This window comes from Streptomyces sp. x-80, assembly GCF_046549095.1.
Taxonomy (GTDB): Bacteria; Actinomycetota; Actinomycetes; order Streptomycetales; family Streptomycetaceae; genus Streptomyces; species Streptomyces celluloflavus.
The window spans coordinates 267,803-290,523 of the sequence record NZ_JAJPWM010000012.1 but is presented as its reverse complement, the minus strand read 5'-3'; the positions used below and the strand labels follow the sequence as shown (position 1 = coordinate 290,523).

The following is a 22,721-nucleotide window of genomic DNA, read 5'->3' as shown; positions in this document are numbered from 1 at the left end:
GTGCCGGGAAGTGCGTAGCCGCCGTCGGAAGCTCAGGCGTGCGCGTCACAACGATGCAAAAGTGCGTGTCACAAGGATGGTTGACCGGTGTCGGGTGCTGTATCGGGCGCCGCCTCGGCTGCCCGGGTCGCTCCGTCATTCGGCCCCGGCCCCGGCCCCGGCCCCGATCCGGGCCCCGGCGCCCGCAGCCTGCGTACCTGCGGGGAGAACAGCGCCGCGGCCGTCGCCAGCACGATCAGCGCGGCGCAGCCCGCCAGCGCATGGCCGACGCCGATGGCCGTCGCGACCGGACCGGCGATCAGCAGGCCGAGCGGCGCGAAGGCCAGTGAGCCGAGCCCGTCGTACGAGCTGACGCGGGACAGCGCCTCCTCCGGGACCTCACGCTGGATGGTGGTCGCCCACAGCACGCCGAAGATGTCGCCGGCCACACCGGAACAGAACATGGCGAGCGCGGTCAACGGCACCGGCGCGGAGACGGCGAGCAGGGCGATCGGCAACGCGGCGGGGAACGTGGCCAGTACGGCGACCAGCACCGGGCGGCGCACCCGGATGCGGGCGGCCAGTCCGGCACCGCCGATGGTGCCCACCGCCTGCGCGGCCACGAGCAGTGACCAGGACCGTGCCCCGCCCAGGTCCCGATCGGCCAGCAGCGGTCCCAGGACCCCGACGGTGGCGTTGAGCGAGGCCACGACGAGGGAGTACTGCGCGACGACGGTCCACAGCCACTGCCGACTCGTGAACTCCCGCCAGCCTGCCCGCAGATCGGCCCACCGGGAGGACACCGCACGCGGCCGCGCGGTCAGCCGCAGGCCGCGGATGAGCGCCGCACTCACCAGGAACGACACGGCGTTCAGGCCCAGCGCCCAGCCGGCGCCGACGAACGCGACGGTCACGCCGGACAGCGCGAGCCCCAGCAGCATCGAACTGTTCGTGCCGACCCGGAGCATCCCGTTCGCGTGCTGCAACCGCTCGGCGGGCACGATCAGCGGTACGACGCCGTCCATCGCGGGCACGAACAGCGCGGTGGCCACACCGGCCAGCACCGCCAGCGCGCACATCGCGGACAGCGGCGCGTGCCCGGTCAGCACCATGGCCGCCAGCCCGGCGTACGCGGCCGCGCCGACGAGGTCGGCGGCGATCATCAGCCGGGAGCGCGACATCCGGTCCGCGATCACCCCGCCGACGAGGATGAACAGCAGCTGCGGCAGCGCCTGACAGGCCAGCACCAGCGAGAGCCGGCCGGGGCTCGCCCCCGGCAGCGCCAGTACGGCGAAGGCGAGGGCGACCCGGGCGAAGGCGTTGCCGAGGACCGAGATGGTGCGGGCGGAGACGAGCAGCGCGAACCGCCGGTCACGCCAGAGGGGTTGGGGCACGGATGCCGAGGGGATCGTCACGGCGGTCAGCGTAGGAGTCGGCAACGGTCCGGGTACGGGCTTCCGGACACCCGCCTCGTCGCGGAGGCCGACCGCACCGTCGCGCCCCACGTCACCCCCGCGGACACATCCCGAACATCCGAGGACACACCCGGACCACACCTCCCGGCCAGAGCCCGGCGCCCCGCCCGTGGCCACACCCCGTGCCCCGTCTGTCGTCATGTCGCGCCCCCGCCCGTCCTCGCCGCCCGCTCCAACCGCCCCTCCCGCAACGCCACATGTCCTTTCTCCTCCGCCGGGTACGGCCCAGACTGCCGTCATGAAACCCGCTTCCGGACCCACTCCCGCCCCTCTCCCCTCCAGGACCACACCACCGGAGCCGCTCGCCGGCACAGCCACCACCGCCCTTCTCCAGCGTTTCGGAGAGGAACTCCAACAACGGCTTTGTGCACCCCGGTTACTGGCTCTCTGGGCGCACGGATCGCTCGGCGGAGGTGACTATCAAGAGGGCCGCAGCGATCTCGACCTGATCGCGATCACCGACCGCCGGTGCACGCCGGAGGAGGAGCGCCGGCTCGGCGAGCTGCACGAGAATCTGGACAGCACCGAGCGCCTGGCCGCGAAACTGCATTGCAGCTATCTCGCCGCCGACGAGGTGACAGACCCCGAACGCAGCCACCTCACCTGGGCCCACCGGGAACTGAAGCGCCGCCCGGTAACCCCCGTCACCCGGCGCGAACTCCACACGTTCGGCCGGGTCCTGCACGGCGCGGACCCCGCGGCCCTGCTTCCGCCGGTCACCGACGCACAGCTCGCCACTTCCGTGCTCGCATCCCTGCGCGGTTTCTGGCGGCCCGCCCTGGACCAGCCCGACCGCTGGCTCCAGGACATCTGGGTCGACCTCGGTCTGCTGACCCTGGCCCGTGCCACGGTCACGCTGCGCGACGGCAGGTTGATCACCAAGGGCGAGGCACTGCACGTCCTGGCCGAGCTGAACGCCCCGGCCGAGGTCGTCGCCGACATCCGGGCCCGCCGCTACGACGTCCCGGCCCCCGCCCCCGCCGGCCCCGCCTGGCTCGCCCGGCGCGCCGACCTGGCCCGGGACTTCCTCGGCCATGCCATCGACCGCACATGGGCAACGTACGGACCTGGCGGACCGGCCGACACCGCCTTCCCTGGTGAGGGGGCCGAGTGACCGGACACCTGCCCCGCCGGCCGGCGGACTCAAGGACCACGACCGTCAAGGACCACGGCCGCCAAGGACCACAACCGTCAAGGACCACGACCGTCAGGGACCACGGCCTCCTCTCCTTCGGTGACCGTGGTCTCTCCTGGGAAGCGGAGGTCGCCGTGATCGTCCGGGGCGGGAGCTGCTCGCCGCTCCGCCGGGATGGCCGACCGTCCGGTGGCTGCGGGTGCGACCGGGCGGGGCTGCGGTCCCGGACGTGGGGAACGGCGTTTCCGCGCGCCGTTCCCGCGCGAACTGCCGCGTTGACAGGCGGCGAAACGGGTGGTTGTAATGGTCCGCGTGTCACGTGACGCCGGCCGGAGAGCAGTGGGCAGGCCGGTAGTCGGGCGAACACCTTCACCAAGGGATCTGCCTTGAGTCCATACTCCGCATCCTGCGTTTGACGTAGGCGCCTCCGTGCGCCGTCCCTTGTCCTCAGCGGTGCCCCGCACCCCCGTGTGACCTCGCCACGCCACGCCTCCCCGATGGCCGCCGCACCTCGGCGACCGCACCCGGCTGCGCGGCGCGAGCGAGGTCCGTCGCCGGACGAGGTCCCGCGTACGGTCCCTGCGCGCCACGCACCCACCCCACATCACCACCACACACCCGCACCACACACACCCATGCACCGCTGGGCCCGTGCGCATCCAGGTACCTGTGCGTACCAGGGCACCCCTGCGTGCGTGTACCCCTGTCCGCAACCACATCTCCGGAGATCCGACACCGTATGCCCAAGTCCTTCAACCAGCAGGTCATCGAGGAGTTCCGCGCCAACGGAGGAAAGGTCGGCGGCCCCTTCGAGGGCGGCGACCTCCTCCTGTTGACCACCACCGGCGCGAAGTCGGGGGAGCGGCACACCGTCCCCCTCGCCTATGTGCGCGAGGGCGGGCTGCTACTGATCGTCGCGTCCGCCGCCGGCGCGCCCAGCCATCCCGCCTGGTACCACAATCTGCTCGCCCATCCCGCGGTGCGGGTGGAGATCGGCACCGAGGCGTACGAGGCGATAGCGGTCCCCGCCGAGGGCGCGCGGCGCGCGAGGCTGTTCCGGCACGTGGTGCGGGTGGCGCCCGGCTACGCCGACTACCAGGCGCGCACCACCCGGACCCTGCCGGTCGTGGTGCTGGAGCGCCCCGAGCCCGAAGCGTCGGGCCCGCGCGAGGTCAACAACCTCGCCGACAAGCTCATCGAGGTCCACACCTGGCTGCGCGCGCAGTTGCGGTACATACGTGCCGAGGCCGACACCCACCTCGCCGCGCGGGCGGCGCACCAGGGGCCCGGCGCGCCGCCCGCGCCGGGGCTCGGCCTGCACATCCGGCAGCACTGCCTGGCGTTCTGCGAGACGCTCACGTTCCACCACACCGGCGAGGACGCGCACGTCTTCCCCGCCCTCGCGCACCACCACCCCCATCTGCGCGAAGCCCTCGACCGGCTCCGCGACGAACACCGTACGGTCGCCCGTATCAAGGACGAACTCCTCGCCCTGCTGGCCGACATCGGCACCGCCGACCCGCACCACTTCCGCGGCGAGCTGGTCCGGATGTCGGAGGAACTGACGGCGCACCTCGACTACGAGGAGGAGTCGCTCCTCCCGGCCCTGGCCGAGATCCCGTTCCCCCCGGCCCCACCGGCCCCCGCCCCGCAACCGGCCGCGAATCCGGCATCGGCGCCCGCCCCGGAACCGGCCCCGAACCCGGAATCGGCACCCGCTCCGGAACCGGAATCCGCCCCGGCTGACAGTGCGGGGAGCACCGCCGTCCGACGGTGACCACGGGAGGCGGTGACGGGTTCGGCGGGCCCGGCCCGCCACCGCCTCCCATCGTCACCAGGACCACCGGTGCCCCGGCCCGCGCCCGGCCCTTCGGAGACCCTCCGGCGGGCTCGTTGCCCCCACCGCCTGCGCCTCGGCGGCGGGGGCAGCGTCTCAGGCGTCGTCCCCGGCCGTGCCGGAGGAGAGCAGCTGGCAGCTGTCGAAGTTCATGCACCCGCAGGCGAGGCAGTCGGCGACGGCGTTCCGCAACGCTTGCGTCTCCTGGACGAACCGGTCCAGTTCAGGGAGTTTGCGTTCGGCGAGCGCGCGCCATTGCCGGGTGGCGCTCCGGTCGGCGGAGGTGTCCAGCAGCTGGCGGATCTCGGCGAGGGTGAACCGGGCCCGCTGCGCCATTTTGATCAGCGCGATCCGCCGCACCGTGCCGGCCGGATAGACGCGCCGCCCCGCGACGCGCCCGGCCGGCGGCAGCAGACCGATGCTCTCGTAGTAGCGCAGGGCCGACGGCCGCATCCTGACGTGCCGCGCGAGGTCCCCGATGCCCAGCTCCCGCACTGATCCCCCTTGACGTCAAGCGCACTTGAACCCCGAGTCTGACCGGGTGACTCGCCCACCGACAACCCGGCCACGGACAACTCGCCTGCTGCCGCGCACGTACCGGCCGCTGTTCGCCCATGCCGAGTTCCGGCGGCTCCTGCCGGCCCTGGCGGCCTCCGACCTCGGTGACGGGATGAGCGTGGTCGCCGTGGCGTGGCTGGCCGTTCTGATCGCGCCTCCCGGCCGGTCCACCCTGGTCGTCGGTGCCGCGGTTGCCGCGTACGCCCTTCCCGGAGCCGCCGGGGCGCTGGTCTTCGGCCGCTGGCTGCGCCACCTCCCCGGCCGGCGGCTGATGGCCGCGGACAGTTGGCTCCGCGCGGTGCTGCTCGGCGGTGTGCCGTTGGCCTGGGCGGCGGGGGTGCTGCACCCCGTTCTGTATGTCGTCCTGCTGGCCGGTTCGTCGGTACTGCATGCCTGGGGGAGCGCGGGAAAGTACTCCCTGCTCGCCGAGATACTGCCCGCGGAACAGCGGCTGGCCGCGAACGCGCTGGTCAGCTCGACCACCTCGGCGTCCGTCATCGTCGGCCCGGCACTCGCCGGATTTCTGGCGACGGCCGTCAGCCCGGCCTGGATCATCGGCCTCGACGCGGTGTCCTTCGCCGCCCTCGCCGTCCAGGTCGGCCGGCTGGGCGGCGCGGCCAGGGCCGTCGGGTCCGCCGCGCCGGTCGACACTGGCCGATCGGCGGCCGGTCTGCACTTCTTGCGCGGGCAGCCCGAGCTTCTCGGGATCCTCGTACTGACATGGTTCTTCAACTTCTTCTACGGACCGGTGGAGGTCGCGCTCCCGCTGTATGTCACCGCTGACCTGCACGCGCAGGCGAGCCTCCTCGGGCTGTACTGGACGGTCTTCGGGGTGGGCGCCGTTCTCGGCGGCCTGACTGCCGGTGCGTTGCGCAAGCTCCCGCTCTGGCCGGTCACCCTGGGCATCGTCGCCGGCTGGGGCCTGACGCTCGTACCGTTCGGCCTGGCCGCGCCGGTACCCGTCTCCGTAACGTGCTTCGCACTGGGCGGCGTGATCTACGGACCTTTCACGGCACTGTCCTTCACCCTGTTCCAGGACCGCACCCCGGCGGCCTGGCTGACCACGGTCCTGGCCGCCCGGGGCGCCGCCCTGCTCACCGCCGCACCGGTGGGCACCGGGCTCGGAGGTCCCCTCACCGCCGCCATGGGGCCCCGGTATGTGCTGGCCGCTTCGGGGATCGCGATCGTCGCCCTTGCCGCCGTCGCCACCGCGGTGCGGCTCCGGGGAAGGCGGCGGGCGCGTCCCCACAGGGCCCGGGGCGCCTGACCCTGAAACCCGGGTCATGGGGGTTATCCCCCGGGAAAGTGTGCGGCCGACCCCATCGCGCCAGGGCCGCCGCACGCGTGACGATCTTCTCAGCAGTACTTGGCACCAGGCAGGTTGAGGAGTGATCACACATGATCGGCAACGGGAAGCGGCTCGCGGCGGTGGTTGTGGCCCTGGCCGCGACGCTGGCCCCCGCGGCGGCCGCGTACGCGGCACCGGCGGCGTCCGCGTCGGCCGTCGCGTCGGCCCCCGTCCGCGCGCTGGACCGGATCGCCCATCCGCTGCGGTCGGCGGAGCCGGGCACCGGCACGGCCGATCTGCGCGCCCTGGGGATGATGGTGGGCGACGCCAAGGTGGTCGGCGTGGGCGAGGCCACGCACGGCTCGCACGAGTTCTTCGCCCTGAAGGACCGGCTCTTCCGCTACCTCGTCGAGCAGAAGGGATTCACCACCTTCACCCTGGAGGTGAGCTGGTCGGCGGGTCTGCGGATCGACGACTACCTCCAGCGCGGCGACGGTGACCGCGACGCGCGGCAGGTCGTGCACGAGACGATGGCCGGAACTCCCTGGGACCGCGAGGAGTTCGTGACCCTCGTCCGGTGGATGCGCGACCACAACCGCCGGCACCCCGACCGCCCGGTCCACTTCCTGGGTGACGACATCGGTGCGCCCAGTATCGACAAGCGGGTCTTCGACAGCGTCACCGACTACGTCCGGCGGACCCGTCCGGAATCCCTGCCGCGCCTGAACGCGCTCCTGACCGGCCTGCGCCCGCTCGACGACGCCGTCGCCTACCTGGAGCGGCCGCTCGCCGAGCGGCAGCAGAATGCGGCCAAGGCGCAACAAGTGCTGGAACTCGTACAACGGCAGAAGCCGGGGCGTGGCGGGGACGTCGAGCTCGTTCTCCAGAACGCCCGCAACATCGCCCAGACCTACACCTTCTTGGCCGTCAACCCCAACGACCAGGAATCGTTGACCGCCATGGAGCGCTACCGCGACCAGGTGATGGCCGAGACCACGGCATGGTGGCAGCGGCGCACCGGCGGCCGGATCCTGCTGTCGGCCCACAACGACCACACCGGCTACGCGGCCTCGGACCCCACGACGTACCCGAAGACCCAGGGCGCGTACCTCCGCGACACCCTGGGCGCGGACTACCTCTCCATCGGCACCACCTTCGACCAGGGCTCCTTCCTCTCCAAGGACGAGGCCCTCGGCGGCGAGTGGAAGAAGTTCACCGTCGGCCCGGCCGGTCCGGGCACGAACGAGTACACGCTCGACCAGGTCCGGTACCGCGACTACTACGCCGACCTGCGCAAGGCCCCGGCAGACGCCCGCAGTTGGCTGGACATCGCGCGCCCGGCATACAACGTCGGCACGCAGTACCCGAACGCCAAGACGCCCGAGATCGCCATCGGCAGGGCCTTCGACGTCCTGGTCCACCTCCACACCGTCCGGGAGGCGGGCAAGCTGTAGCGCCCCGGCACGAACCGGGCGTCCGCCGGCCAACGGGCCGGGCAGCCCCGGCCGGCCCGGCCGGTGACGGTGGGGGTCAGCCACTCCCGTGTCCGGTCGTATCTCGGCGGTGACGCCGAGGGGCGGGCACGCGACAGTGCCCTGTCACCGGCCGCTTGCCAGTGACAGGGCACTGCCCTCGGCGCGGAAGGAGAGACGGTCAGCGCCGGTGCGGGTGCTGATTACCGCACGAGGACCACGGAGTTGATCGGCGTCATGTTGTATGGCAGGTATTCGCCCACATCACGCATCACGACGGAGCAGCCACCACCGCCGTTGTACCCGTAGCAGAACTGGAAGCCCGCGCCGCCGGTCTGATTGTTGACCATCACTCGGTCGCCGGTGACGTTCGACAGGTTGTGGGGGCCGTAGCTGTAGAAGGTGTTCTGGTTCAGGATGCTGCCGTTCGTCTCACGGATGCAGACTGCGCCGGACGGGCAGGCCGTCGCCGCACCAGCGCTGGGCGCCGTGGCGAGTCCGAGTCCCACGGCGAGGGACAGACCTGCGGCGGATAACGCGATCTTGCGCATACTTTCCACCCCTTTGTATCGATGCAATCCAATATGGAGCACCTTGCTGGTGAAAGTAGCGCAGAGGGGTGGCGCGCGGAAACCGCTGAAAGTCGCCAGTGCTGTGGACCACCACGGCAGCATGCTTCCGGCAGTCCAAGAGGCCCTCGATGCGCACCTTCAGCAAGGGGAGACGGATGGCGACGCCTGGGGCCGACCCCGAACCGGGCCGTCACACAGTCCGGATGCGGACGCCGCCGACGCTCGCCTGCGGCATCAACGTACGACAGCTCGACGTCGGGTCCCGCGGGATCCGTCCCGGCCGGTACAGCCACCCAGCACCCCCGGTGCGGCGGCTCTGTGCTCGGTGAAGGGGCGCGGGCCGCCGGCTTTCATGACGTCCGGACGCGCAGTACGCAGGTCAGCATCGGAAGGGTGAACTCGCAGTCGGCGGTCTCCGGTCGGCTCGCGAGGTAGGCGCGGATCCGGCCCAGCGTGGCCTCTCGTTCCGGTTCCGGCATGACCAGCGTGCCCGCCCTCGTGGCGAGGGCCGCGACGAGGGAGTCGGCGGTGCGACGCTGCCCGTGCGGGAACTCGGCCCGTTCCGGCGAGCTGAACAGGGCGGCCGCGCCCGTCGTGGGAAGGCGCATGCCTGCCGTCTCGGCACGCCGGCCGGTGGGCGTGTCACGTGGGCCGATGGCCGCGCTCCCGCTGACCCGCGCGAGCTGGGCAAGCCACTCCACCCGGTCGTCCATGACGTTCCACAAACCGGCCAGGATGCCGCCTGGTGCGAGGACCCTGGCTGTCTCGGGTCCCGCGACGGCCATGTCGAACCAGTGCAGGGCATTACCGGCCGGCCCGGCATCGACGGCACCGTCCGGCAGCGGTATCGCCTCGGCGCTGCCCGGCAGGGCACGGACGGACGGCAGCGCGCGGCGCAGCTCGGTCAGCATCGCCGGATCGGGCTCGACCGCGACGACATCCGCGCCCAGCGCGACCAGGGTGGCGGTGAGTTTGCCGGTTCCGGCGCCCAGGTCGAGCACGCGCAGGCCGGGCGCGGACTTGAGCGCCCAGCGCACCGCGGTCGGTGCGTAGTCCGGACGGTGCTCGGCGTAGGCGACCGCCGCCGCGCCGAAGGACGAGCTGAGAAGTGTCCGGTCTCCCCGACCCATTTCCGCATCATCGCCCCGGACAGCAGGCCGTACACGACCACTCGGCCTGCGGCGGGAAGACCCGGCGGTGACCGGCCTTCCTTGACCACGCTCAGCCTTCGCCGCAAGGGGACAAGCACCTCCGGCGCATGACCTCGACGCGGCGATGTACTAGAGTTATCTCGACATCGAGATATCTGCCGAGAGGCGTACCGCTGCCGCGCCAGTAAGGCATACCTAACTTAGGGTTACCTTAGCGGATTGGCGTGACCTGTGACGGCAGGATTGCGGTGGTACGCGCGAATTCATGCATGAAGGAGACTGTCGTGTCGGCGAACAGCTTCGACGCCCGCAGCACGCTGCGCGTGGGCGACGAGTCGTACGAGATCTTCAAGCTGGACAAGGTCGAAGGCGCCGCGCGCCTTCCCTACAGCTTGAAGGTGCTGCTGGAGAACCTGCTCCGCACCGAGGACGGCGCGAACATCACCGCCGACCACATCCGGGCGCTCGGCGGGTGGGACTCCCAGGCCCAGCCCAGCCAGGAGATCCAGTTCACGCCGGCCCGCGTGATCATGCAGGACTTCACCGGCGTGCCCTGTGTCGTGGACCTCGCCACCATGCGTGAGGCCGTCAAGGAGCTCGGGGGTGACCCGGCGAAGATCAACCCGCTGGCCCCGGCCGAGCTGGTCATCGACCACTCCGTGATCGCCGACAAGTTCGGCACCCACGAGGCGTTCGCGCAGAACGTGGAGCTGGAGTACGGCCGCAACAAGGAGCGCTACCAGTTCCTGCGCTGGGGCCAGACCGCGTTCGACGAGTTCAAGGTCGTCCCCCCGGGCACCGGCATCGTCCACCAGGTGAACATCGAGCACCTGGCCCGTACGGTCATGGTCCGCAACGGCCAGGCGTACCCCGACACCCTCGTCGGCACCGACTCGCACACCACCATGGTCAACGGCCTCGGCGTGCTGGGCTGGGGCGTCGGCGGCATCGAGGCCGAGGCCGCGATGCTCGGCCAGCCCGTCTCGATGCTCATCCCGCGGGTCGTCGGCTTCAAGCTGACCGGTGAGCTCACCCCCGGCACCACCGCCACCGACCTGGTCCTCACGATCACCGAGATGCTGCGCAAGCACGGCGTCGTCGGCAAGTTCGTCGAGTTCTACGGTGAGGGCGTCGCCGCCACCTCGCTCGCCAACCGCGCCACCATCGGCAACATGTCGCCGGAGTTCGGCTCCACCGCCGCGATCTTCCCGATCGACGACGAGACCCTGAACTACCTCAGGCTCACCGGCCGCAGCGACCAGCAGGTCGCGCTCGTCGAGGCGTACGCCAAGGAGCAGGGCCTCTGGCTCGACCCGGCCGCCGAGCCCGACTTCTCCGAGAAGCTGGAGCTGGACCTGTCGACGGTCGTCCCGTCGATCGCCGGCCCGAAGCGCCCGCAGGACCGCATCGTCCTCGCCAACGCCTCGCAGCAGTTCGCGCAGGACGTCCGCAACTACGTCGAGGACGACGACGAGGCGGGCAAGGAGTCCTTCCCGGCCTCCGACTCCCCGGCCTCCACCGACGGTGTGCCGTCGCGTCCGACCACCGTCACCGCCCCCGACGGCTCGACGTACGAGATCGACCACGGCGCCGTCACCGTCGCCGCGATCACCTCCTGCACCAACACCTCGAACCCGTACGTCATGGTCGCCGCCGCGCTGGTGGCCAAGAAGGCGGTCGAGAAGGGCCTGTCCCGCAAGCCGTGGGTCAAGACCACCCTCGCCCCCGGGTCCAAGGTCGTCACCGACTACTTCGACCGTGCGGGCCTGACCCCGTACCTCGACAAGGTCGGCTTCAACCTCGTCGGCTACGGCTGCACCACCTGCATCGGCAACTCCGGCCCGCTGCCGGAGGAGGTCTCCAAGGCCGTCAACGAGCACGACCTGGCCGTCACCTCGGTGCTCTCCGGCAACCGCAACTTCGAGGGCCGGATCAACCCCGACGTCAAGATGAACTACCTGGCCTCGCCGCCGCTGGTCGTCGCGTACGCCCTCGCCGGTTCGATGAAGGTGGACATCACCAAGGACGCGCTCGGCACGGACCAGGACGGTAAGCCCGTCTACCTCAAGGACATCTGGCCGTCCGAGGCCGAGGTCAACGAGGTCGTCGCCTCCGCGATCGGCCAGGACATGTTCACCTCCTCCTACCAGGACGTCTTCGCGGGCGACGCCCAGTGGCAGGCGCTGCCGATCCCGACCGGCAACACCTTCGAGTGGGACGCCGAGTCCACCTACGTGCGCAAGCCCCCGTACTTCGAGGGCATGACGATGGAGACGACCCCGGTCGTGGACATCGCCGGCGCCCGGGTGCTGGCCAAGCTGGGCGACTCGGTCACCACCGACCACATCTCCCCGGCCGGTGCCATCAAGGCCGACACGCCGGCCGGCAAGTACCTCACCGAGCACGGCGTCGAGCGTCGCGACTTCAACTCCTACGGCTCGCGCCGTGGTAACCACGAGGTCATGATCCGCGGCACCTTCGCCAACATCCGCCTGCGCAACCAGATCGCGCCGGGCACGGAGGGCGGCTTCACCCGCGACTTCACCCAGGACGGCGGGCCGGTCGGCTTCATCTACGACGCCTCGCAGAACTACCAGGCCGCCGGCGTCCCGCTGGTCATCCTGGCGGGCAAGGAGTACGGCTCCGGCTCGTCCCGCGACTGGGCCGCCAAGGGCACCGCGCTGCTCGGCGTCAAGGCCGTCGTCGCCGAGTCCTACGAGCGCATCCACCGCTCGAACCTCATCGGCATGGGCGTCCTGCCGCTCCAGTTCCCGGAGGGCGCCACGGCCGGTTCGCTCGGCCTGACCGGCGAGGAGACCTTCGCCGTCACCGGCGTCACCGCGCTGAACGACGGCGGCATCCCGGAGACCGTCAAGGTCACCGCTGCCGCCCCGGGCGGGACCACGGTGGAGTTCGACGCCAAGGTCCGCATCGACACCCCCGGCGAGGCGGACTACTACCGCAACGGCGGCATCATGCAGTACGTGCTGCGCTCGCTGATCCGTAAGTAAGCCGCGCCGGCCGCCCGGCAAGCGCCGGCGGAGGCACGAAGGGCCGCACCCTCCCGGGGGTGCGGCCCTTTCGCCTGTGCGGGGGGCCGCATCTCCCCATGAGGTGATGCGGCCCGTGGCGTCGTTCCGGAGCTGTCGCGGCAGCCGCCCGGCTACCGCGCGAGCAGTTCGATCTGGGCGAGCGAGGCCGTCCCGCCGCCGTTCACCAGCCGGTAGTGCCGGTAGGTGTCGGGGTGCGCGAGGGAGAACACCCGGGTCTGCTTGTCCCACGGGAAGCGTTCACCGGAGCGCCGGTCCAGTTCCTGCCACTGCCGGCCGTCCTTCGAGCCCTCCAGGACCCAGCCCGTCGGTGCGGCGGTGTGGTCCGCCGAGGTCAGGGTGTAGGACGTGACCCTGGCCGGCTGCTTCAGGCCGACGGGGGCGGTGGTGAAGGGCGCCGAGGTGTCGGAGGTGTTGTCGAAGAGCGGGCCGGCGACGGGGTCGGTCACATCGGCCGGCGGGGTGGGGATCTTGTCGTCCTGGGTGAGGGAGGAGGGGGCGGCGTTCTTTCCGGTGCCCCAGGCGGAGGGCCGATCTCCCATGGCGAATTCCAGGGTGCCGCCCCGGGCGAGCAGATCGTGGGGGAGAGCGGTGGAGTTCCAGGGCTTGCCGTTGACGCGGAGGCTCTGGACGTAGATGTTGCGGTCGCTGTTGCGGGGGGCCTTGATGACCAGGTCGCGGCCGTTCTCCAGATGGACGGTGGCCTTGGTGAACAGCGGGGAGCCCACGGCGTATTCGGGGGAGCCCATCACCAGGGGGTAGAAACCGAGGGAGCTGAAGATGTACCAGGCGGACATCTCGCCGTTGTCCTCGTCGCCCGGATATCCCTGGCCGATCTCACTGCCGAGGTAGAGCCGGGACATGACCTCGCGGACCTTCTCCTGGGTCTTCCAGGGCTGTCCGGCCGCATCGTAGGTGTAGGCGATGTGGTGCGCGGGCTGGTTGCTGTGCCCGTACATGCCCATCCGGACGTCGCGGGCCTCGGTCATTTCGTGGATGACGTCGCCGTAGGAGCCGGCGAATTCCTTGGACGCGGTCTCCGGGGTGGCGAAGTACGCGTCCAGCTTCTTGGCCAGACCGGCCCGGCCGCCGTAGAGGTTGGCCAGCCCGCGGGTGTCCTGCGGTGCGGTGAAGGCGTAGGTCCAGGCGTTGGTCTCGGTGTAGTCGTTGCCCCAGACCCGGGGGTCGAACGCGTCCGGCGACAGGCGCCAGTTGCCCTTCGCGTCCTTGCCCTGGAAGAAGCCGACCTTGTTGTCGAAGAGCTTGACGTAGTTCTGGGCGCGGCCCAGGAAATAGTCCGATTCCTCTTTGTAACGGGGGTTCTTGGTCTTCTCGTAGAGGGCCTTGCCCATACGGGCGATGCCGAAGTCGTTGAGATAACCCTCCAGCGCCCACGACGCGCCCTCGTGGGTGTCGGTGCTCGTATAGCCGAGGAACGGAGAGGTGTTCATGCCCTTGCGGCCGACGCCGGGGTTCGGCGGGGCGACGGTGGCGTTCTTGACGGCCGCCTCATAGGCCGCCGCGGCGTCGAATTTCACGCCCTTCGCATAGGCGTCGGCGAAGGCCACATCGGAACTCGTACCGGTCATCAGGTCCGCGTAACCGGGGGAGGACCAACGGGATATCCAGCCGCCGTCCTTGTACTGCTGGACGAAACCGTCGACCATTTTCCCGGCCCGCTCCGGGGTGAGCAGCGAATAGGCCGGCCAGGTGGTGCGATAGGTGTCCCAGAAGCCGTTGTTGACGTACACCTCGCCGTCGACGATCTTCGCACCGGTGTGCGTCGGGGTGTCCGGACCGGTCCGCGGCGCGAACGGGCTGGCGTAGCGGACCCGCGAACCGACCTGCTCCGAACCGGAGTTGGGGTAGAGGTAGAGGCGGTAGAGGTTGGAGTAGAGGGTGGTCAGCCGGTCGCGGTCGGCGCCCGTCACCTCGATGCGGCCCAGGATGCCGTCCCACTGCGCCTGCGCACGCTTCTTGACGCTGTCGAACGACGTGCCCGCGGGGATCTCGCGGGCCAGGTTGGCCTTCGCCTGGTCCACGCCGATCAGCGAGGTGGCGATGCGCATCGTCACGGTGTGGCCGGCGCCCGGCGCGAAGCGCAGATAGCCGGTGACGTCCTTGCCCCCGCCGCCGTCGAGCCGGCCGCCCTTGGTGACCGGCGCGTCGAAGACGCCGTAGACGAACAGCCGGGAGGCACCGGCCGACAGACCGCTCTTGACGTCCGAGAAGCCGGTGACGATCCCGCGCTCGGTGTCGAGGGTCAGCCCGCCCTTGTTGTTGACATTGTCGAAGATCAGGTTCGCGTCGGCGCCGGGGAAGGTGAAGCGCATCATCGCGGCGTGGTCGGTCGGGGTGATCTCCGTCCGGAGGCCGTTGTCGAACGTCACGCCGTAGTAGTGCGGGCGCGCGGTCTCGTTGGCGTGGTGGAAGGGCAGCGCGCGGGCGGTGCGCGAGGCGTCGGGGGTGCCGGCCGCGGCGGACGGCATCACCTGGAACGTCTGCCGGTCGCCCATCCAGGGGCTCGGCTCATGGCTCGCGCTGAACGCCTGGAGGGTGGGCAGGTTGTCGGCGTTGTTGTCCTTGGCGTACGCGTAGAGCCAGTCGGCGGAGCCCGCGTTCGTCACCGGCGTCCAGAAGTTGAAGCCATTGGGGACGGCGGTGGCGGGGAAGGTGTTGCCGCGCGAGAAGCTGCCGCTGGAGAGCGTGCCGCGGTTGGTGACGGCGTAGTCGGAGAGGTGCGCGAGCGGTTTGTCCGGGGCCTTGGGCCCGATGGTGACGTCGTCGATCCAGCCGCGGAAGGCCGGCGCGGTCTTCGGCGCCGCGGGCGCGTCGTAGCCGACCAGGACGCGGGCGATGGTCTTACCGGCCGCGACCGCGCCGATCCGCGACTCCTTGTTGTTCCACTGGTTGGCGTAGAGCGTCTTGGAGGCGGCCTGGCCCTGCTGGGTCAGCGGGGCGCCGTGCTGGTCGACGGCGCGCAGCTGGCTGAGGTAGGTGCCGTCGGTGAAGGCCAGGTCGAGTGCCACATGGGTCGCCGGGTAGGCGGCGTCCGGCGTGGCCATCTCGGGGAAGATCTTGTACGAGAGCGAAGTGGCCGCGGTGACCGGGGTGTTGACCTGGAAGATCTTGTTGTACGCGTAGCCGTGGCCCGCCGCGGTGTGGGTGCCGGCGTAGCGCAGCGCATGGGTGCCGCTGAAGCCGGCGTGGGCCTTGGCGGTGGGGGAGTCGGTGGGGCCGGTGTCGGTCCTGGTGGTCATGCCGGGCGCCGCGGGACCGGTCTGCGGGCTGACGCCGGCGGCCCGCGGCTTGCCGTCCGGGCCCCGTTCGACGGTGTCGGTCCAGTCGGGCCGCGGATCGCCGGCCTCGAAGGAGGAGCTGAACCGCGGTGATCCCTCGGGCGGTGGGGACGGCGCGGCCTGGGCCGGGCCGTGCGCGGTGAGGACGAGCAGGGTGGCCGCCACGAGGGCGGCGGGGCGGGCGATCCCCCGCAAGGGACGGATCCGGTGTCGGGTGTGCCGGTGTCTGAGCCGCACGCGAGCCCTCTCAACGGTATTGACATCGTTGTCAGTTGTGTAACGCAGACATAAGTAAGAGGGGGTGCGGGCTTTGGTGTCAAGGGTGCCGGTGAGATCCGTGACGTGCGCGGGGGCGGGGATTCCGCCTGGTGCGGGCCGGGCGGGGCGCGGTGCGGAACGGAGGTTCCGGGCGCGGTCGGACCGCCGCATGTCGGGGAGGTCTCAACTAGGGAAAGACTGCTGTGGAACCCTGCATTCGATCTTGCCCAGTCGGCCGGAAGTGGACTATACCTGTCGGCGTCCGAACGGCCGGTGAAACGCGGCCGTGGATCCGGGGGGATCTGTGGGGAACCCGAAGATTTCCCCGCATATCTCTAGCACGCCCGGTGCACATCCCGTACAACTCAGCTTCATCTGACCCGCGGTGCCGGGTGGCTCCGGTACACCGCCTGAGTCCTGAAGAAGGCGAGGACTTGCGCATGGGATCCACCTCAGAATTCAACCGGCGTGATCTGGTAAAACGAGCCGCGGCCCTGGGAATCGTCGCCGTTCCGGCCATGGGCATGCTCTCCGCGTGTGCCACCGGAGGCGGTGGTGGTGAGAGTGACAACGGTGCGAAGAGCAAGGGCACGACCTCGGCGAAGAATCCGCTGGGCGTGAAGAACGGCGCACCGGTCGAAGCCTTCATCTTCAAGGGCGGTCTGGGCGACCAGTACGCCAAGGACGCCGAGGCCGACTACAACAAGACGTACGGCGTCACCGTCAAGCACACCGGTACGCAGCAGGTCGGCCCGAAGCTCCAGCCGCGCTTCGCCGGCGGCAATCCGCCGGATCTCATCGATAATTCCGGCTCCGACCATCTGGACATGAACACCCTTTCCTCGCAGGGCCAGTTGCAGGATCTCACGGCGCTGCTGGACGCCGCCTCGCTGGACGACCCGAACAAGAAGGTCCGGGACCTCGTCTACCCCAGCACCCTGGAAAAGGGCAAGCACAAGGACGCCTTTGATGTCCTCTATTACGCGTTCACCGTCTACGGCACCTGGTATTCCAGCAAGCTGCTGAAGGACAAGGGCTGGGAATACCCCGCCTCATTCGATGACATGATCAAGCTCTGCGCCGAGATCAAGAAGTCGGGCATGGCGCCCTGGACGTACCCGGGGAAGTATCCGTACTACGTCCACTTCAATCTCTTCGCGCAGATCGCCAAGATCGGCGGCCTGGACAAGTGGATCGCGATCGACAATCTGGAGCCGAAGGCGTGGACGTCGAACGACGCGGTCAAGCAGGTGGTCGAGCACTATGAGGAACTGGCCGCCAAGGGCTACTTCCTGGAGGGCAGCCAGGGCCTGACCCATATCCAGTCGCAGACCGCCTGGACCCGTGGCAAGGCCGCCTTCATACCCAACGGTTCCTGGGTGGAGAACGAGGCCGCGCCGACCACTCCGAAGGATTTCGGAATGTCCGTCGGTGTGCTGTTCGACGGCGGCAGCGGCGACAAGATGCCGCACGGCACCGTACGCGCCGAGCCCAGTGAGCCGTTCATCGTGGCCAAGGGCGGCAAGAACCCGACCGGCGGTATGGAACTGCTGCGGATCATGCTCTCCAAGAAGCACGCGCAGAACTTCGCGACAAAGGTCAAGTCGCTCACCGCCGTCCAGGGCGCGACCGACGGAATGCAGCTGTCGCCGGGGCTCTCCTCCGCCGCCGAGGTGGTCAAGGCGGGTGGCAAGAACCTGCTGATGGTCCAGCTCCAGGAGTGGTATCCGAAGCTGACGGACGAGAAGCTGGGCGGGCTCACCAGCCAGCTGCTGACCGGTGACATGAAGGCCGCCGAATGGATCAAGAAGGCGCAGCAGTTCTCCGACGAGTTCGCCAAGGACGATTCCGTCACCAAGTTCCACCGCGGTTCCTGACCGGGTACCACCGCTGACAGGGAGGGCCGGGGAGCGCAATGCAACACGGCAAGTACCGATTCATCGCGGGGTTCCTGGCCCTGCCTCTGGTGATTTACGCGGTCTTCGTGATCTCACCATTCGTCCAGGCATTCCAGATATCGACCACGGAGTGGAGCGGACTCCGTGGCGCCGCCAAGAGCATCGGTCTGGACAACTACGACAAGCTGCTGCACAGCGACGAATTCTGGAACGCGCTCAAACACAACGTCATCATGCTCGTGCTGGTGCCGATCGCGACACTGGCCCTGGGGCTGTTCTTCGCCTTCATGCTCAATGTCGGTGGCCGGTCCCGCCGGGGCGCCGTCATCACCGGCGTGCGCGGCGCGGGGTTCTACAAGTTCGTCTACTTCTTCCCGCAGGTCATCTCGATCACCATCATCTCGGTGATCTGGTTCAACATCTACAATCCGGATCCGCACGACGGCATGCTCAACTCGCTGCTCGGTGCGGTGGGTCTGGATTCCCTCCAGAGTTCCTGGCTGGGCGAGAAGGACATCGCGCTCGCCTGCATCATGGTCGTGATGGTCTGGGCGAATGTCGGCTTCTATGTCGTGCTGTTCTCGGCGGCCATGGCGTCCATTCCGCGGGACATCTACGAAGCCTCGCTGCTGGACGGCGCCAACCGCCTGCACACCTTCTTCCGGATCACGCTTCCGCTGCTCTGGGACACCGTGCAGACGGGCTGGGTCTACATGGGCATCATCGCGATGGACGCCTTCGCGCTGGTGCAGATCATGTCGGTCAACATGGGCGGCCCGGACGGCGCGACGGACGTCGTACCGCTACGGCTCTACCAGACCGCCTTCCGCGACAGCCAGTTCGGCTACGCCGCGGCCATGGGCGTCGCCATGCTCGTCGTGACGCTGTTGTTCGCCGTCCTCACGATGCGCTTCGCGCGGCGTGAGCGGATCGAGTTCTAGGGGTACGGGCGCATGACGACGGAAACCAACGCGGTGGACCGGCGGCCGGCAGTGTCCGGCCCGAGCACCGGCGGCGCGGCCCGCGGGAAGAAGTCCCGCAAGGGCGCCGAGGGCGGCGTACTGAACGTCTTCTCGCACGGCATGCTGATCGTGTGGGCGCTGATGGTGGGGCTGCCCCTGCTGTGGGTGCTGTGGAGCTCCTTCAAGAGCAGCGGGGACATTCTCACCACGCCGTGGTCGCTGCCGGACAGTCTGCATTTCGAGAACTGGGCGAACGCCTGGAACAAGGCCAACATCGGCAAGTTCTTCCTCAACACCATTATCGTGGTGGGCGGTTCGGTCATCGGGACGATGGTGCTCGGCTCCATGGCGGGCTATGTCCTGGCGCGCTTCAAGTTCCCCGGGAACAGATTCATCTACTACCTGTTCGTGGCCGGTATGTCCTTCCCGGTCTTCATGCTGGTCATCCCGCTGTTCTTCGTGATGCGGGACTTTCCCGGGATACCGCTGCTGGCGACGTACCAGGGCCTGATCATGGTCTATATCGCCTATTCGCTGCCCTTCACGGTCTTCTTCATGACGTCCTTCTTCCGTACGCTGCCGACCTCGGTGGCGGAGGCGGCGATGATCGACGGCGCCTCGCATCTGCGGACGTTCTTCCAGGTGATGCTGCCGATGGCCAAACCGGGCCTGATCAGCATCGGCATCTTCAACTTCCTGGGCCAGTGGAACCAGTACCTGCTGCCGATGGTCCTCAACCAGAACGAGGACAAGTACGTCCTCACCCAGGGCCTGGCCAACATCGCCTTGCAGCAGGGCTATGAAGGCGACTGGGGCGGTCTGATGGCCGGCATGATGATCGCGATGCTGCCGGTGCTCATCGTGTACTTCATCTTCCAGCGGCAGGTGCAGGCCGGTCTGACGGCCGGCGCGATCAAGTAGCGCCCGGGGCCGTCGCCCCGTGCCTTCCAGGGCGGCTCCGCCACGGCGGAGCCGCCCTGCGGTATGTCCGGGTACGTTCCATACGTCGCGTGCCCGGCGGCGCGGACCACGGCCGGCGGCCGGGCCACTTCCCGATCATGCTCCGCTCAACGCCTTGACGGGACTTCCCGGCCGGAGTTCTGCTTAGGGTTCACATGTTGAAATCGTAAGCCGCCCCCCGAGGACGTGGGTGCGGCCAGGCGGACGGTCGTCGTGCCGTCCGCCCCAGGCGGGAGTGGATGAGCCGATGGAGACTCCGGGGTCGCAGTCCTCGCTGCACCGGGCCAATCTGGAGCGGGTCGTACGCGCGGTGCGCATGGCGGGCTCGCTGACGCAGGCGGAGATCGCCCGGAGCACCGGGCTGTCCGCGGCCACGGTCTCCAACATCGTTCGTGAGTTGAAGGACGGCGGGACCGTCGAGGTGACCCCCACCTCCGCGGGCGGACGGCGGGCGCGCAGCGTCTCGCTCTCCGGCGACGCGGGCATCGTCGTGGGGGTCGATTTCGGCCACTCCCATCTACGGGTGGCGGTCGGGAACCTGGCCCACCAGGTGCTCGCGGAAGAGGCCGAGCCGATCGATGTGGACGCCTCCGCCGCCGAGGGGTTCGACCGGGCGGAACGGCTGGTCAGCAGGCTGATCGAGGCGACCGGGATCGCACCGGGCAAGGTGATCGGGGTCGGCCTGGGCGTGCCCGGCCCCATCGACGTCGAATCCGGCACCCTCGGGTCGACGGCGATCCTGCCGGGCTGGTCGGGCACGAACCCGAGCCGGGCGCTCTCCGAACGCCTGGGCATGCCCGTGTACGTCGACAACGACGCCAACCTCGGCGCGCTGGGCGAGCTGGTGTGGGGGAGTGGCCGGGGCGCCACCGACCTGGCGTACATCAAGGTCGCCAGCGGCGTCGGCGCGGGGCTGGTGATCAGCGGACAGATCTACCGGGGTCCCGGTGGTACGGCGGGCGAGATCGGGCACATCACGCTGGACGAGGCCGGGCCGGTGTGCCGCTGCGGCAACCGCGGCTGCCTGGAGACCTTCACCGCCGCCCCGTACGTGCTCCCCCTGCTGCGGCCGAGCCACGGCGCCGAGCTGACCATGGTGCGGGTGGTGCAGCTGGCCCGCGAGGGGGACCCGGGCTGCCGGCGGGTGATCGGGGACGTGGGCCGCCATATCGGCAGCGGGGTGGCCAATCTCTGCAATCTGCTCAACCCGAGCCGGGTGGTGCTCGGCGGGGATCTCGCGGAGGCCGGTGAGCTGGTGCTGGGGCCGATCCGCGAATCGGTGTCGCGGTACGCGATCCCCAGCGCGGCACGGCAGTTGGGGATCGTGCCGGGTACCCTCGGCGGCCGCGCGGAGGTCCTGGGCGCGCTCGCGCTGGTGCAGAGCGAGATGGGTGACGCGACGCTGCTGGACGGGGTGCGGGCCGCGGGCGCTCCGATTACCGCCTAGACGCCCTGAGTTCAGACAGCTAACGCATGGCACCGTTGTCATCTCGTTAAGGATTTACTCCTTGACGGTGGGCTGGCGGCCGAGTTGACTTCCAGCCACCTCGGCCGCAACGACGCGGCCACGTCAGGGAGGCAACCCCAATGAACCTTTGGACGCGTCGCGTCGTCATAGGCACCGCAGCCGTCTCGATGGCGCTCTCCGTCGCCGCCTGCGGCAAGGCCGGCGACGGCGGGAAGGCCGCCGACGGTGGCGGCGGCGGTGGCGACAACAAAACCATCGGACTGCTGCTGCCGGAGAACAAGACCACCCGCTACGAGACCTTCGACCGCCCGCTGATGACGGCGAAGATCACGGAACTCTGCGGCGACTGCAAGGTCATGTACAACAACGCGGCGCAGGACACCGAGAACCAGAAGAAGCAGTTCGACGCGCTGATCACCCAGGGCGTCAAGGTGATCATTCTGGACCCCGTCGACTACAAGGCCACCAAGTCCTGGGTGAACCAGGCCGCCAAGAAGGGCGTCAAGGTCGTCGCGTACGACCGGCTGGCCGAGGGGCAGATCTCCGCGTACGTCTCCTACGACAACGAGAAGATCGGCCGCCTCCAGGGCGAGGCGCTGGTCAAGGCGCTCGGCGACAAGGCCAAGGAGAGCGATGTCGTCATGATCAACGGCTCGCCGACCGACCCGAACGCCCCGTTCTTCAAGAAGGGCGCCCACAGCGTCCTCGACAAGCAGGTCAAGAAGATCAGCTACGAGCAGGACATCCCCGACTGGTCGTCGGACGAGGCCAACAAGAAGATGAGCGCGGCCATCGACTCGCTCGGCAAGAGCGCCATCCAGGGCGTCTACTCCGCCAACGACGGTATGGCGGGCGGCATCATCACCGCCCTCAAGAACCAGGGCGTCAAGGTCCCGGTCGGCGGCCAGGACTCCGAACTCGCCGGCCTCCAGCGGATCCTCAAGGGCGACCAGGCGTTCACGATCTACAAGCAGATCAAGCCGCAGGCCGACATCACCGCCGAGATCGCGGTCAAGCTCCTCAAGGGCGAGAAGACCGACTCCCTGACCCCCACCAAGGTGGACAGCCTCAGCGGCGAGGTCAAGGGCATCCCCGCCAAGCTGTACGACGCGCAGGTCGTGACCAAGGACAACATCAAGGACACGCTCGTCAAGGACAAGGTCTACAAGGCGAGCGACATCTGCACGCCGGACGTCAAGGCGGCGTGCGAGGCAGCCGGTATCAAGTGACACCCGCCGGCCGGGGCCGCGCGGTACTCCCGTGGCCCCGCCGCCCGGACCGGTGCCCGGTCCCGTACCCGCCCCACTCCGGGAGCGGGCCCCGGACCACACCGTGCACACCCCTGCCCCACGCACCACC

Annotated in this window: 15 protein-coding genes; 10 read left to right on the top strand and 5 right to left on the bottom strand. The window is 69.5% G+C overall.

The genetic code is table 11. The annotated features are described in order from the left end of the window. Nucleotides 1–68: 68 nt before the first annotated feature. Nucleotides 69–1,394 (bottom strand): MFS transporter, encoded by a 1,326-nt coding sequence (locus tag ACLJWH_RS25155; RefSeq protein WP_411143999.1) that lies wholly within the window; start codon nucleotides 1,392–1,394, stop codon nucleotides 69–71. 298 nt (nucleotides 1,395–1,692) lie between these two features. On the opposite strand from ACLJWH_RS25155, the gene ACLJWH_RS25150 reads away from it, so the two are divergent. Together ACLJWH_RS25150 and ACLJWH_RS25145 are read left to right on the top strand one after the other, a co-directional pair. After that, the gene (locus ACLJWH_RS25150; RefSeq protein WP_411143998.1) at nucleotides 1,693–2,568 is read left to right on the top strand and encodes a nucleotidyltransferase; all 876 of its coding nucleotides are present in this window, start codon (nucleotides 1,693–1,695) and stop codon (nucleotides 2,566–2,568) included. 760 nt (nucleotides 2,569–3,328) lie between these two features. Then, the gene (locus ACLJWH_RS25145; RefSeq protein ID WP_411143997.1) at nucleotides 3,329–4,366 is read left to right on the top strand and encodes a nitroreductase/quinone reductase family protein; all 1,038 of its coding nucleotides are present in this window, start codon (nucleotides 3,329–3,331) and stop codon (nucleotides 4,364–4,366) included. 156 nt (nucleotides 4,367–4,522) lie between these two features. On the opposite strand, the gene ACLJWH_RS25140 is transcribed toward ACLJWH_RS25145, so the two are convergent. Beyond that, nucleotides 4,523–4,921, bottom strand: coding sequence for a MerR family transcriptional regulator (locus ACLJWH_RS25140; RefSeq protein ID WP_411143996.1), 399 nt, complete (start codon nucleotides 4,919–4,921; stop codon nucleotides 4,523–4,525). A gap of 46 nt (nucleotides 4,922–4,967) precedes the next feature. On the opposite strand from ACLJWH_RS25140, the gene ACLJWH_RS25135 reads away from it, so the two are divergent. Beyond that, on the top strand, nucleotides 4,968–6,251 hold the full coding sequence (locus ACLJWH_RS25135; protein WP_411143995.1) for an MFS transporter: 1,284 nt from the start codon (nucleotides 4,968–4,970) through the stop codon (nucleotides 6,249–6,251). A gap of 131 nt (nucleotides 6,252–6,382) precedes the next feature. Beyond that, nucleotides 6,383–7,726 carry an erythromycin esterase family protein gene (locus tag ACLJWH_RS25130; protein ID WP_411143994.1) on the top strand — a complete coding sequence of 448 codons (1,344 nt, stop codon included), beginning with the start codon at nucleotides 6,383–6,385 and terminating at the stop codon, nucleotides 7,724–7,726. A 221-nt stretch (nucleotides 7,727–7,947) separates the two neighbouring features. Here ACLJWH_RS25130 and ACLJWH_RS25125 read toward each other — a convergent pair whose 3' ends face one another. Together ACLJWH_RS25125 and ACLJWH_RS25120 are read right to left on the bottom strand one after the other, a co-directional pair. Continuing rightward, complete coding sequence (locus tag ACLJWH_RS25125; protein ID WP_411143993.1) at nucleotides 7,948–8,295, bottom strand: hypothetical protein; 348 nt, start codon at nucleotides 8,293–8,295, stop codon at nucleotides 7,948–7,950. 371 nt (nucleotides 8,296–8,666) lie between these two features. Further along, on the bottom strand, nucleotides 8,667–9,446 hold the full coding sequence (locus ACLJWH_RS25120) for a class I SAM-dependent methyltransferase (protein ID WP_411143992.1): 780 nt from the start codon (nucleotides 9,444–9,446) through the stop codon (nucleotides 8,667–8,669). A 305-nt stretch (nucleotides 9,447–9,751) separates the two neighbouring features. Between ACLJWH_RS25120 and acnA the strand changes: the two genes are divergently transcribed. Continuing rightward, the gene (gene acnA / locus ACLJWH_RS25115; RefSeq protein WP_411143991.1) at nucleotides 9,752–12,478 is read left to right on the top strand and encodes an aconitate hydratase AcnA; all 2,727 of its coding nucleotides are present in this window, start codon (nucleotides 9,752–9,754) and stop codon (nucleotides 12,476–12,478) included. 152 nt (nucleotides 12,479–12,630) lie between these two features. Here acnA and ACLJWH_RS25110 read toward each other — a convergent pair whose 3' ends face one another. Continuing rightward, nucleotides 12,631–16,011, bottom strand: coding sequence for a GH92 family glycosyl hydrolase (locus ACLJWH_RS25110; RefSeq protein ID WP_411143990.1), 3,381 nt, complete (start codon nucleotides 16,009–16,011; stop codon nucleotides 12,631–12,633). Between the two features lie 503 nt (nucleotides 16,012–16,514). Here ACLJWH_RS25110 and ngcE point away from each other — a divergent pair. The 5 genes from ngcE to ACLJWH_RS25085 all read left to right on the top strand — a co-directional run bounded on the left by ngcE (nucleotide 16,515) and on the right by ACLJWH_RS25085 (nucleotide 22,591). Continuing rightward, entirely contained in the window at nucleotides 16,515–17,951 is a 1,437-nt protein-coding gene (gene ngcE / locus ACLJWH_RS25105; RefSeq protein ID WP_411143989.1) for an N-acetylglucosamine/diacetylchitobiose ABC transporter substrate-binding protein, read from the top strand. 38 nt (nucleotides 17,952–17,989) lie between these two features. After that, on the top strand, nucleotides 17,990–18,913 hold the full coding sequence (locus tag ACLJWH_RS25100) for a carbohydrate ABC transporter permease (protein WP_052856704.1): 924 nt from the start codon (nucleotides 17,990–17,992) through the stop codon (nucleotides 18,911–18,913). A gap of 12 nt (nucleotides 18,914–18,925) precedes the next feature. Next, nucleotides 18,926–19,855 (top strand): carbohydrate ABC transporter permease, encoded by a 930-nt coding sequence (locus ACLJWH_RS25095; RefSeq protein WP_411143988.1) that lies wholly within the window; start codon nucleotides 18,926–18,928, stop codon nucleotides 19,853–19,855. Between the two features lie 286 nt (nucleotides 19,856–20,141). Beyond that, nucleotides 20,142–21,341, top strand: a complete 1,200-nt coding sequence (locus ACLJWH_RS25090; RefSeq protein ID WP_411143987.1) for an ROK family protein — start codon at nucleotides 20,142–20,144, stop codon at nucleotides 21,339–21,341. A 140-nt stretch (nucleotides 21,342–21,481) separates the two neighbouring features. Further along, on the top strand, nucleotides 21,482–22,591 hold the full coding sequence (locus ACLJWH_RS25085) for a sugar ABC transporter substrate-binding protein (protein ID WP_411143986.1): 1,110 nt from the start codon (nucleotides 21,482–21,484) through the stop codon (nucleotides 22,589–22,591). Nucleotides 22,592–22,721: the final 130 nt, after the last annotated feature.